This window comes from Pseudoalteromonas sp. 78C3 (genome assembly GCF_002836695.1).
Lineage (GTDB): Bacteria > Pseudomonadota > Gammaproteobacteria > Enterobacterales > Alteromonadaceae > Pseudoalteromonas > Pseudoalteromonas arctica.
The window spans coordinates 1-13,167 of record NZ_PJAV01000150.1; the positions used below are offsets into that span (position 1 = coordinate 1).

The following is a 13,167-nucleotide window of genomic DNA, read 5'->3' on the forward strand; positions in this document are numbered from 1 at the left end:
TTTGTATCAATACAAAAGTTTTCTACAGTAAGTACTTATCAAGAAAAAGTCATAAGTCGACTTAAGAATAACCTCGCTGTGACAAGCTAATAAAGCTTCAGCGAAAAAGTAGGGATATATACTATTTTTAGACTTTTATTTTACGGCTTTTTTCTCATCATAAAAAAGCCATCTACCTATGCATGAAAAGTCATAGCAAGAATAAATGGCTCTTTATTAAAATGTTTTTTGGACTGAGCTTATTTTATTACACTTTTCCTATGCCCAAATCAGGCATTAAATTGAGCCTGTTATGAATAGCATGATGGATGAAAGACAACTTAGTTCGCACCGCTTGAGTAAGTACAAATGGGTAGGCATCGGCAAGTCCCATGCTGCGATTTAGTGAATTTAGAATGATCGAAAATTCCATCCAAGTATCTAAAATAGCATCAATCGATGTTTGTGAATTAAAGTAATAAGCACTTTGTGGCAATCGAAGCTCGTCTGCTTCATCTAATTCAAACTCATTACCCGTTGTTGAGCCTGTAATTGAAAAGTTTTTGGCTGTTTCTAAAGTATCGATAATATGCATGTAATGCGCCCATGTTTCCGCCCAGTCTTCATAAGGGTGCATAGTAGCGTATTCACTAATAAAGGTTTCATGCCAGTTAGCTGGCGCACCTTGCTTGTAATGAGTATCGAGCGCTTGCTGGTAATCTAATTCGTCATCACCAAAATATTGCTTACATAAAGCATGTTTTTTTGGTGAATTTGCGATTAGTTGATCAAAATAATAATGACCAAGTTCATGGCGAAAATGACCAAGTAAAGTACGGTAACGCTCACCCATCGCTATTTTAGCTTGAGAGCGTGCTACGTCGTCTGCCTCGGCTAGATTTATAGTGATATGGCCACAGTCGTGTCCTGTAAATACAACATCTTGACCTATAATTGGGCTTACAAAGTGATCGCTCACGTTACGGTCAGTTATGAAGTCGAAGCTTAATCCGCTTTCAGGTTCTTGAATAATAGTATTTAAGGGGAGCGATAACGATTTTAGAGTATATAAAGCGCGACGCTTCGCCGTTTCCATTTTTTTCCACAATGGAATATGCCCGATAATGCTTAAATCGGGCACCGTTTCATTAAAGCGGCATGAAAAACACAGCACTTCGTCTTTATCGGCAACGGGTATAAATGTATCTAAATTAACCATACCATTACAAACGTGGTACTGAGCATTGTTATCACATTTTTTATAAAAAACTTCAGGCGCTTCTGCTTTGTAAAATAACCCCGATTGCTCATCAATTTCATAGGGTTCAACTTGATCGAAATCGTCATCAATACCTACGGTTCTGCCGCAAGCCAAACAATGGCTGCTTTCAAAAAATAAAATAAGTTGATCTGTGCAATTACATTTAAATGTTTTCATATGTTACCGAATAAAAAAGAGACCGTATAAACCACTTTTACTTAGCGCTATGCTATTGGAGGATAGTAGTTAAATCCTTTTTAAAAGTTCAGACTTTTTAATATTAAATTCATCATCACTCAACGCATTAGAGTCGCGAAGTTGTGCTAACTTTTCAATAATTTGAAGTGTTTCGTCTACCGAGTATTGCCCCACAGTATTATTAGCCGGTGCTTCAACTTGGTTTGGTGTTAACGATGCAAAATTCGGCTGCGTTACTTGCTGCGTAAAATCTTTTTGAGGTTCTGGAGGCGTTGGCGTTTGCCCTGAAATTAATGGCAGGGTATTTACATTAATTGTCCCCCACTGACTGTTAAATGTAAGAGAGGTATTATTGCCTTGCTGTTGGCTTACACCACCAATATTATGATCTAACGTGTCGTATACGCTCACTTGTCCATTTAATTCAACGGCTAAGCGATTAGGGAATATAGCGTAGCGAATATTATTTTGCGCACCACTGCTAAATGGGCTGCCTAGATTACCTGGCCACCATTGATTGCTGCCAGGCGTTCCTGCAGGAATAACCGGAAATATTTGGTTATTGCTCAATATATTAGCAAGTTCGTTGCACAAGTTATCAACGGTTGATTTTAAACCGTTGTTAAACATGTCGCCAACCATTGTCATTCCGCCACGCATCCATTGACCAGAACCACCAAGTTCTGGGCAATTAAACTGTGCCATTGAGCAACCGCCGTTATTAACGCTAACTAACATGTGAATTACTGCATCGTGACTGAGGTTATAACGAGATGCTATACCATTAACTAAGTTTTCACCGACATCTGTTAGCTTTTGCATAAGAAAATATCCTATTAGGTAGATTGGGTTGATTTAAAAAATCTGAAAATACGCCAGGGCTGCATTACCTTTAGCATTGATGATAATGAAAAATTAACAGGTTAGTGAGATGTGCTGGTCTTTCAAATTGGACGTGTTCTGCTTTATCTGAAATTAAAACACACCACTGCAAAACTAATCTTTAAAGTTAAGCATCTATGTATTAAAAGTTGCTTGTTTTATCCCATCGAGATTGTTAGTTTTACTGTAACGTAAGCGGTTAAAAATCGATCTAGTATAGCACCGTTACTTACTTTAACAGCAGCTTTATTGTGAACTATTTCTTACTATTTAATGATTATTAAACTCTAAATAAATACTTTTAATTATACCTGTTTAGCGTTATAAATAACGGAGTAAGTATTTTAAAAAGTTAACTTTATTTGTTTTATTTCAATATTTTAAATTAATTAACTTTAATTGTAGGTTATTTTAAAGCACTATTTTGGTGCATTTTCTGCACCATTAAAAATCTAAAATTGATGGTTTAAATTACACTAAGTTTACTATTTATTGAATTGGTGTGTTTTTCCTATTAATTAGGTCAAAACCTTTATGCATAACGTTGCTTTGTGCAAGAGCCGCGAGTGGATGAACAGCACTACTTAAGCAAGTCTTTTGGTATAAAAATTGCACAAGTGAATTAGTCCAAATAATATTTTCAGCGTTATATTGTGGCCATACATTATTAAAGGGGAATTAATAGATGACAATTACAGTTGGGATTTCGCACCATACTCAGTATAAATACGATCGGTCAGTTAATATGGGGCCGCATATATTCCGATTACGTCCCGCGCCACATAGCCGTACAAAAATTAAAAGTTATTCTTTAAAAATAGTTCCAGAAGATCACTATATAAATTGGCAACAAGACCCTTTTGGTAATTACCAAGCGAGGGTGGTATTTAACAAACCAACTACCGAATTTAGTTTTACAGTTGATTTGGTCGCCGAACTAACGGTTATTAATCCTTTTGATTTCTTTTTAGAAGATTACGCCGAAAACTTCCCGTTTGTTTACGATGCTATTTCAAAATCAGAACTCACTCCTTATTTAAAAAAACGTAAAGCCAGTCCAAAATTTAAAGAATTAATTGAATCTTTAAATCCTAAAGAGCCGCTTAGAAGCGTTGATTTTTTAGTGGCTGTTAATCAAGCTATTTATGAATTAGTAGGTTATGGCATTCGTTTAGAACCCGGTGTGCAAACGGCAAACGAAACAATAAGTAAAAAAACAGGTTCGTGTCGTGATTCCGCTTGGTTGTTAGTACAACTGTTTCGTCATTTAGGGTTGGCATCTCGATTTGTATCGGGCTATTTAGTCCAGCTAACCTCAGATCAAAAATCACTAGATGGTCCAAGCGGCCCAGAAGAAGACTTTACCGATTTGCATGCATGGACCGAGGTGTATATTCCGGGTGCAGGGTGGATAGGGCTTGATCCTACCTCGGGTTTATTTGCTGGTGAAGGTCATATTCCATTGGCATGTACGCCAGAGCCAAGCTCGGCGGCGCCGGTAACAGGCGGTATAGACGACTGTAAATCTGAGTTTAGCTTTTATAATAAAGTAACGCGTGTACACGAAGACCCACGTGTTACTAAGCCTTATTCTGAGGCGCAGTGGGCGGCAATTAACCGCTTAGGTCAGCACGTTGATAATGTTTACAATGAAGAAAACATACATTTAACTATGGGTGGCGAGCCTACGTTTATTTCTATTGACGATATGGAACATCCTCAGTGGAATACTGATGCCGATGGTAAAGAAAAAAGAATATTAGCTCAAAATTTATTTGTAGAAATGAATAAAGTATACACAAAAGGTGGCTTTACTCATTACGGACAAGGTAAATGGTATCCGGGTGAGCCATTACCACGTTGGCAATATGCGTGCTATTGGCGCAAAGACGGCGAGCCTTTATGGCAAGATGCTGCGCTATTAGCCGATCCTAATAAAGATTATAAATTTGATCATACCGATACTAAAAAGTTTGCTGATAAACTGTGTGACTCACTTGGTCTTGAAACCAAGGCACTTACTACGGCTTATGAAGATATTTTATATCACATGTGGCAAGAAGCCTCATTACCTACCGAAATAAAGCCAGATCAACCAGAACTTCTCCATGCAATGAGCCGAAAAGGCTTTTTAGCTAAAATGGATAAAGGCATAGAAAAGCCTGTTGGCTATGTTCTACCTTTAAAATGGAACGATAGTAAAAACTGTTGGCAGTCGTGTACGTGGGAGTTTAAACGGGGTCATTGTTTTTTATTACCGGGTGAATCACCACTTGGTTATCGCCTACCTTTAGACAGCCTTGAGTGGAGCGGCAATATTATTGACCGCGACCCGTTTGATATTCCAGAAAATTTTACCAAAGCTAAAAAGCTTAAAAAGGGCTTTATTGGTAAAGAAATGGTTAAAACTGCGCTTGTAATGGAAGTGAGAGAGGGGCGTTTATATATATTTATGCCACCAACAAGTCATTTTGAACATTACATGGGTTTAATAAGTAGTATAGAGAGTGTGGCAAAAGAACTTAAAATGCCACTTGTTATTGAAGGCTATAGCCCACCTAAAGATAGCCGCGTAGAAAAATACGCTGTAACGCCAGATCCAGGTGTTATTGAAGTAAATATTCATCCTTCAACATCGTGGGATCAATTAGTCAGTCGAACCACAACGTTATACGGTTTAGCAAAAGAATGCCGATTAGGTACCGATAAGTTTATGGCAGATGGTCGCCATACTGGTACTGGTGGTGGTAACCACGTAACGCTTGGTGGCGAAACACCTGAGCAAAGCCCATTTTTACGCAGACCTGATATTTTAAGAAGTTTTATTACCTATTGGCAGCATCATCCTGGTTTGTCGTATTTATTTTCGGGGCTTTTTATTGGTCCTACAAGCCAAGCGCCGCGAGTGGATGAAGCCCGTGATGAAGTTTTATACGAGCTAGAAATTGCCTTTTCGCATATGCCCGAAGGTGAGGTGCCTGAACCTTGGTTAGTTGATAGGTTACTGCGTAATTTATTAGTGGATTTAACGGGTAATACACACAGAGCAGAGTTTTGTATAGATAAGCTCTATTCACCCGACTCAGCCACAGGTCGTTTAGGGATTGTAGAATTTAGAGGCTTTGAAATGCCTCCACATTCTCAAATGAGCTTAGTGCAAATGCTACTGTTGCGTACTTTACTTGCTTGGTTTTGGAAAAAACCTTACCACAAGCCATTAATACGTTGGGGTACAGAGTTACACGATAAGTTTTTATTACCACAATATGTAGAAAACGATTTAGCTGAAGTAAGCCGCGATTTACAACAAGCAGGTTTTCAATTTCAGTTAAGTTGGTTAAATCCATTTTTTGAATTTAGGTTTCCGGTATGTGGAACGCGAGAACTTGATAACGTTACACTTGAGCTTAGAACCGCAATCGAGCCTTGGCATGTACTAGGCGAAGAGGCAAGTGCGTCTGGTACGGCGCGCTATGTAGATTCGTCATTAGAAAGAGTACAAATAAAAGTACAAGGAACAATGAGCGATCGCTATGTTGTAACGTGTAATGGTCGAAGAGTGCCGCTTAAACCGGTTAAAGGTAAAGCAAAAGATGAAATGGTCGCGGGTATACGATACAGAGCTTGGCAACCACCTACAGCGCTTCACCCAACTATTGGCGTACATGCTCCATTAGTTTTTGATTTAATCGATACGTGGGAAGGTCGTTCAGTTGGAGGCTTTGTATATCATGTGAGCCATGCTGGGGGTCGTAATCCTGAAACGCTACCGGTTAATGCATTTGAAGCTGAAGGGCGCAGAGTTGCAAGATTTTGGGAGCATGGGCATACACCATCGTTACTTGCATCAGCAGAACCAAGCTGGAGCCCATCGGCGGTTACGCATAGTTTTCAATCGGCGCAAAGCGCAAGTGAATACGTGGTACCTGATGAAGAAAGTAGTAATCCTGATTATCCAAATACCTTGGATTTACGCAGGCAGCCTAACTTTAAATAATAATTGATAGTTGTGTCATTCCACTTTGAAATTATTTAAAGTGGAATGACTAAATATTTTTAAAGCATCATTATGAACACGGCTATTTACTATAAATTGGAGCACTTTCAGCTTGTATATTAACAATAACGCGATGCCGGAATTGCCTGAGTGGTTGTCTTTATATCTTGATAAATCACATGGACATGATGAACTAGCAAACCACAGTGGTTTAAACCCAGACCATTGGGATACTTTATTTAAGCGTTTAGCTAGCCTAACAGCAGATGATGTTAGTAGCCGCGCTACAGAAATTAGCCAATTGCTACAAAATGGCAATATTAAAAATGAAAGCAATAAGCAGTGGCACTTCGACCCATTGCCATTTATGTTATCTAAAGCTGATTGGGCATTGCTCGAAGAGGGAATAAAACAAAGAACCCTTTTATTAAATAAAATTCAGCAAGATATTTACGGTGACCAAACATTATTAGTTGATGGTCATATTCCTGCAAAGCAGCTTTTTCAAGACCCTAATTACTTACGCGAAGGTTTTAGCCTACCTAGTAACGAATTAACACTTTTTTTTACCGCGTTAGATGTTTACCGCACGCCAACAGGCGAATTTAAAGTATTAAGCGATCATTGTCAGTGCCCGTTAGGCTTAGGGCTATTAATTAAGAGCCGTATTATTGCAAGGCGTGTAATGGCTGAAGAATTTGCCGAATGTAATGTTCAGCAAATTAAAGAATTTTTAAATTTATTCCAAGAGGGTATTAATGAATATACCCACTACATGGATGACCCACGAATTGTAATTCTAACCCAAGGAATTGATGATCCTAACTACAACGAGCATGCATTCCTATCTACCTACTTTGGCTATACATTAGTACAAAGCGCCGACTTAACTGTACGTGGTGGTGACGTTTGTTTAAAATCGTTACAAGGCTTGGGTAAAATTAATGTCATTTTACGCTGGGTTTCTGATCGTTGTATTGACTCTTTAGAGCAAACTGAATATTCACTTCATGGTATTCCGGGCTTATTACAATCTGTACGACAAGGGTCGGTTAAGGTTTTAAACCCGTTTGGTAGCGGTGTGCTCTCGTCGCCTTCAATAAAGTGCAACTTAGAAAAGTTATCGCAGCAAATTTTAAAACAACCGCTGTTGTTAGGTGAGCCAAATTACTTAAGTGTAAAAGAAGCGCAAGCCATTGATTGGAATAACCTCGAACTACTATCTGCTATAGACCCTACACTCAAGTTAGATGGAGTGCTAGACGAGCAAGAAATAAAGCTACTTATTAGCGAAGAACCCGATAATTACTTTTTCCAAGAAAAACCTTCTTTTAGCAGTGCACCATTTTGGCATGACGGGCAATTAATCTCCAAGCCAGTGGTGTTTAGGTGTTATGCATTAACCACAGAAAATGGCGTAGAAGTACTTCCTTCAGCACTGTGTTTTTCGAACGAAAAAAGTAACAATCCGAGAATATCTGGTTGGATCAAAGATACATGGATAAATACAGCCGATAGAGTTGATTTAGGCGAGCATAATCCACCGGTGCCAATTAGAAAAAGAATGGATGTAACGCTACTCGAAGGGGTTATTTCGAGCCGTACGGCTGAGCACCTTTTTTGGTTGGGTCGATACTTAGAACGCTGCGAAAACACCATACGTATATTGCGTATTTTTATAGACAAGTACACCGAGTTTTCTGTTTACCCAGATTCAATACGAAAAAGTATAGTTGCACGGCTTTCTAATGCCATTAGGTCGCAATATATTGTTTATCCCTATATAGAACCTGATTTAAAACTAGATGGCATTGATGTAAATCTGTCTAAAGAAACTGCTTTTCAACTCCTTGCAGACGAGCAATGCGCTGGCAGTATTATTAATACATTAAAGTACATTGCAAATGCGTCGGTGCAAATTCAAGAATTACTATCTCATGATAGCCGCCGAATAATTGATGATATTAATGAGCAAATTAAAGTATTTAAAAATGTAAATATTAATATTCCAACGCGTGCAATGCAAAGCAGCCTAGATAGAGTTATAGGCTCGATTATGGCTTTTAATGGCTCGATTACAGATTGTATGCCAAATAGTAACGGCTGGTTTTTACTCGAAATGGGCAGAAGAGTAGAACGTAGCTTACAAATTACATCATTAAGTGCGGCTTTATTAACCAAAGAATTAGACGAGCCCGAAGAGCTTGGCTTACTTGAAGCCGTGCTAAGTTGCCAAGTTAGTTTAGTTACGCATAAGCGCCGATACAGAATGTATCAAACCATTGGTACAGGGCTTGAGCTATTACTTTTAGATGCTGAATACCCACGTTCTTTATTATTTCAGTTAGAGGAAATTAATAAGTTGTGTAAGCATTTACCCACAAAACGCAGGCAAGGCGTAATTGCGGCACACGAAAAAGCAATTTTACTTTCTAAAACAAGTTGTTATGTAACCGAAAAAGATTACTTACAAAAAAGTGAAAATGGACAACGTAACCAGTTAATTGAATTTAACCATAATACGCGTATGAACTTAGATACATTTTGTGATGTATTATTACTACAGTATTTTTCTCATACCCAAACGGCAAATAAATTGAACTGGACTAATATTGAGCAAGCTCAATCGTGAAATATAAAATAAAGCACTCGACTACATACAACTATTCAGACTTTGTTAGTTTGTGTCAAAACCAAGCGCGATTAACGCCAAAAACGAATCGCGGGCAAATATGCCACAGTAGTCGTGTAGAAATTGAACCTACACCGACTTACTTACAAACATTTACTGATTATTTTAATAATCAGGTAACAGCGTTTGAAATAGCAATACAGCATAAAAAACTTAAAGTAACGATGATCAGCGAGGTAGAACTGTTAGTCGGCGCTAATAGCAATTTAGAGAGTGTTGATATTGCATGGCGAAAAGTACGTGATTTATTGGTTAAACCAAATACGGCGGAATTATTAAAAACGTCTGAATTTGTACTACCTTCACAACTTATTCCAATAGATAAAGGAATTAAGGAATACACATTAATTTCGTTTGATGCACACAAAAATATAATTTCTGCATGCAAAGATCTAATGGCACGAATTTTTCATGAATTTCATTATGATCCTGGTTTTACAACAATTAGTACGCCTTTGAGCACTGTTTTTGCACAAAAAAGGGGCGTTTGCCAAGACTTTGCACACTTTGCGCTTGCATGCTTACGTAGCGTAGGGTTAGCAGGTCGATACGTAAGTGGGTACATAGAAACCATGCCGCCAGAAGGCGAAGAAAAGCTAGAAGGTGCAGATGCAACTCATGCATGGTTTGCGGTATTTGTTCCAAACTTTGGTTGGGTTGATTTTGATCCAACAAATAATGTTTTACCACGCGATCAGCATATTACTCTAGCCGTAGGGCGAGACTTTTCTGACGTAACTCCTTTAAAAGGAGTGGTATTTGGTGGCGGTAGTCAATTGCTTGATGTAGCGGTTGATATGATTCGAATGGAATAGCAGTTTAACTACGTCATATATGATGATGGATAAGGTGAAAGAGTGTATGAAAATTGATTGGAAAGCGTACCAAACAAAAGGTTTCTTTGATGAATTAATTGATGCACAAGGAAACGTTAGATCGCATGGAACACAATTAGCACAATTTTTTGCTAATTTATCAGCAGAAGAATTAGTAAAAGCCAGAGCGGTTGCTGATTTAGCAATTAAAGAAATGGGTATTACTTTCACGGTTTACAACGAAGGCAATATGATTGATAGAGCCTGGCCGTTTGATATTATCCCTCGAACTATTGGTAAAAAAGAATGGCAAAGCGTAGAGGTTGGTTTAAAGCAACGTGTTGAAGCGCTTAACCTTTTTATAGATGATTTATACCACGACCAAAAAATAATAAAAGATGGTGTTTTTCCAAAAGGGTTACTAGAAAAATCAGTTAACTTTCGCCAACAATGCGTGGGAATAAACCCGCCAAATAAGATATGGGCGCATATTTGTGGCTCAGATTTAGTACGCGATGGTAGCGGTACAATGTATGTGCTTGAGGATAACCTGCGTGTTCCTTCTGGTGTATCTTATATGCTTGAAAATCGCTCTGTAATGAAGCGTGTATTCCCTGAATTATTTGAGCAAGTATCGATTTTACCTGTTGATGATTACCCTTCACAATTATTTGATATGCTAGCGGCAATGTCGCCTCGTCCACAAGATAAACCAGAAGTCGTGGTACTTACTCCTGGGGTGTTTAACTCCGCTTATTTTGAGCATTGTTACCTTGCCCAAGAAATGGGTTGCGAACTGGTAGAGGGGCGCGATTTAGTTGTTGAAAAAGATGACTGTGTATACATGAGAACAATCACAGGGCTACAACGAGTTGATGTTATTTATCGTCGTATAGATGATTTGTTTTTAGACCCAGAAGCCTTTTTACCAGAATCCCAACTTGGCGTTCCTGGATTAATGCGTGCTTGGTCTAAAGGTAATGTTGCTTTGGTTAATGCACCAGGCGCAGGTGTTGCTGATGACAAAGTAGTTTACGCCTATGTACCTGAGATGATTAAGTACTACTTAGGCGAGGAAGCTAAACTTGCTAATGTCCCAACGTTCAAATGTTTAGACCCGAAAGAATGCGACCATGTGATTAAAAATATCGATAAGCTTGTTGTTAAACCAGCAAATGAATCTGGCGGATATGGATTATTAATTGGTCCTAAATCGACTAAAAAAGAACAAGAAGCGTGTATTGCTCAAATTAAAGCGGACCCACGAAACTGGGTAGCTCAACCAACATTAGATTTATCAACAGTACCAACATTTGATGGTAATAAACCAGATGGTCGACATACCGATTTAAGACCGTTTATTTTATCATCAGGTAAAGATACGCAAGTTACCACTGGTGGATTAACGCGTGTTGCTATGGTTAAAGGCTCTTTGGTGGTTAATTCATCACAAGGTGGTGGCAGTAAAGATACTTGGATTGTTGACGAAGAGGCTAAATAATATGTTATCAAGAGTAGGCGAAACTTTATATTGGGTATCTCGATACATTGAGCGCGCGGAAAATGTGGCTCGTTTAATCAACGTTAACAATTTACTGATGATGGACTTACCCAAAGGCGTATGTACCGGCTGGGAGCCATTAATTGATATTATTGGTGTGCGTAAAGCGTATTCAGAAAACCATACTGATTTTACTGAACAAAAAGCATTAAGGTATTTACTTGTTGGTAGTGATAACAGCTCGTCAATTTTAAACTCTATTACTTCGGCACGAGAAAGCGCGCGTACAATCCGCGATGTAATACCTCGAGATGTATGGGAAGAAATTAACTCTCTTTATTATTATGTAAAAGATAATCAAAAAGAAGGGATAACAAAGCGCGGACGTTTTGATTATTTAAAAAAGATTATAGATTCAGCCCATCAAATATTTGGGGCGTTAGATGCCACAATTAATCATGATCAGGGCTATGTTTTTATCCGCTTTGGTTCGATTATAGAGCGCGCAGACATGACATCGCGAATTTTAGATATTCGCTCTGCTACGTTAATTACTAATGAAGAAGAAGTGAAGCCGTTTGATAATATTCAGTGGATCAGCTTGTTGCGTTCGTTAAGTGCTTATCAAATGTATCGCCAAGAAATGGGCGTTAGAGTACAGCGTGCAGATGTAATAGAATTTGTGATGCACAGCAAAGTATTCCCACGATCTATTTTATTTTGTATGAATGAATTAAAAGCATTGGTTTTACCTTTGCCAAACTCAACAGAAATTATTAAATCAATTGATAATGCAATTGTTGAGTTAGAAAATAAAGACGTACGAGTACTTAAAAATGGTCTGTTGCATGACTTTATCGATGAAATACAAATAGACTTAGCTGGAATACATAATGGACTGGCCGAAACGTATTTTTTAAAGCAAGCAGAACAATAAAAAATGTATATTTTAAAATGACTGCTTAGCTTTAAGCGGTCATTTTTTTGCTTAAATTTATTTATAATAATTTTAAAACCTGCATAATTAATCTTTACTTCCTCATCCGTTGGTATCGCAATGAAAATCATCTCGACTAATATCTCTAAAATTAAAACTCTTATTCATAACGGTAAAGAGGTGAAAACGGGAATATTCAAAACCCCAACTAACGAACCTGTAGTGATTGAAAAGCTAAACATTATAGGTGACGAGCAAGCTGATTTAGTTAATCACGGCGGGGTAGATAAAGCGGTATATGCTTTTTCTCACAATCATTATGAGTATTGGAAACAAACCCTCGAGAATGATGACTTGGCAGTAGGTGCCTTTGGCGAAAACTTCACGATTTCTGACCTTGATGAAGCGAATATACACATAGGTGACCATATTCGAATTGGTACTGCACTGCTTGAAGTAAGCCAGCCTCGTGTACCCTGTTTTAAACTCGCTATCGCCCTTAATAATAAAAACAGTCTTAAACTGTTTACGCAGCATTACTGCACTGGCGTTTATTTTAGGGTACTAGAGCAAGGCGTTGCAAAAACGGGTGATAGTGTTGTTATCGAGAAGAAAGCATCGCACGACATATCAGTTAAAAAACTGTTTCAGGCATTTTTTGATAAAAAATATGTAGGTTATGAAGACATACTTTTAGAAGCATTAACTTTGCCAGAGCTTGCTGTAGAGTGGCAAGAAAAGCTAAAAAAGAAGCTTGCTATTAAAAGTGAATAAAGTTAAATATAAATTGTTATTTATAGAGCATCTAGTAAAAAAGATAAAATCTGCTATACCTAAGGTTATAAATACTATACTTAATATAGTGTTACGCAAAAACTATTGGGTTAGTAGCTAAAATAGGTGTC

Annotated in this window: 8 protein-coding genes; 6 read left to right on the forward strand and 2 right to left on the reverse strand. The window is 38.0% G+C overall.

Features of this window, described 5'->3' with window-relative positions:
* Positions 1 to 247: 247 nt before the first annotated feature.
* Both CXF76_RS12740 and CXF76_RS12745 read right to left on the reverse strand, forming a co-directional pair.
* Positions 248 to 1,417, reverse strand: coding sequence for a zinc-binding metallopeptidase family protein (locus tag CXF76_RS12740; protein WP_101163844.1), 1,170 nt, complete (start codon positions 1,415 to 1,417; stop codon positions 248 to 250).
* A gap of 69 nt (positions 1,418 to 1,486) precedes the next feature.
* Positions 1,487 to 2,260 carry an SHOCT domain-containing protein gene (locus CXF76_RS12745; RefSeq protein ID WP_007585227.1) on the reverse strand — a complete coding sequence of 258 codons (774 nt, stop codon included), beginning with the start codon at positions 2,258 to 2,260 and terminating at the stop codon, positions 1,487 to 1,489.
* A gap of 745 nt (positions 2,261 to 3,005) precedes the next feature.
* Between CXF76_RS12745 and CXF76_RS12750 the strand changes: the two genes are divergently transcribed.
* From CXF76_RS12750 to CXF76_RS12775, 6 genes are all read left to right on the forward strand, one after another.
* Complete coding sequence (locus CXF76_RS12750; protein ID WP_024611322.1) at positions 3,006 to 6,317, forward strand: transglutaminase family protein; 3,312 nt, start codon at positions 3,006 to 3,008, stop codon at positions 6,315 to 6,317.
* 112 nt (positions 6,318 to 6,429) lie between these two features.
* Positions 6,430 to 8,949, forward strand: coding sequence for a circularly permuted type 2 ATP-grasp protein (locus tag CXF76_RS12755; RefSeq protein ID WP_101163845.1), 2,520 nt, complete (start codon positions 6,430 to 6,432; stop codon positions 8,947 to 8,949).
* Positions 8,946 to 9,824 carry a transglutaminase family protein gene (locus tag CXF76_RS12760; RefSeq protein ID WP_024607623.1) on the forward strand — a complete coding sequence of 293 codons (879 nt, stop codon included), beginning with the start codon at positions 8,946 to 8,948 and terminating at the stop codon, positions 9,822 to 9,824. Before CXF76_RS12755 ends, CXF76_RS12760 begins: the two co-directional genes overlap by 4 nt.
* 46 nt (positions 9,825 to 9,870) lie before the next feature.
* The gene (locus CXF76_RS12765) at positions 9,871 to 11,325 is read left to right on the forward strand and encodes a circularly permuted type 2 ATP-grasp protein (protein ID WP_007585223.1); all 1,455 of its coding nucleotides are present in this window, start codon (positions 9,871 to 9,873) and stop codon (positions 11,323 to 11,325) included.
* Between the two features lies 1 nt (position 11,326).
* The gene (locus CXF76_RS12770; protein WP_101163846.1) at positions 11,327 to 12,262 is read left to right on the forward strand and encodes an alpha-E domain-containing protein; all 936 of its coding nucleotides are present in this window, start codon (positions 11,327 to 11,329) and stop codon (positions 12,260 to 12,262) included.
* 120 nt (positions 12,263 to 12,382) lie between these two features.
* Positions 12,383 to 13,036, forward strand: a complete 654-nt coding sequence (locus CXF76_RS12775) for an MOSC domain-containing protein (RefSeq protein ID WP_101163847.1) — start codon at positions 12,383 to 12,385, stop codon at positions 13,034 to 13,036.
* Positions 13,037 to 13,167: the final 131 nt, after the last annotated feature.

Coding starts and splice junctions, on each gene's coding strand:
- CXF76_RS12740 (WP_101163844.1), bottom strand. CDS start 1,417: ATGAAAACATTTAAATGTAATTGCACAGATCAACTTATTTTATTTTTT.
- CXF76_RS12745 (WP_007585227.1), bottom strand. CDS start 2,260: ATGCAAAAGCTAACAGATGTCGGTGAAAACTTAGTTAATGGTATAGCA.
- CXF76_RS12750 (WP_024611322.1), top strand. CDS start 3,006: ATGACAATTACAGTTGGGATTTCGCACCATACTCAGTATAAATACGAT.
- CXF76_RS12765 (WP_007585223.1), top strand. CDS start 9,871: ATGAAAATTGATTGGAAAGCGTACCAAACAAAAGGTTTCTTTGATGAA.
- CXF76_RS12770 (WP_101163846.1), top strand. CDS start 11,327: ATGTTATCAAGAGTAGGCGAAACTTTATATTGGGTATCTCGATACATT.
- CXF76_RS12775 (WP_101163847.1), top strand. CDS start 12,383: ATGAAAATCATCTCGACTAATATCTCTAAAATTAAAACTCTTATTCAT.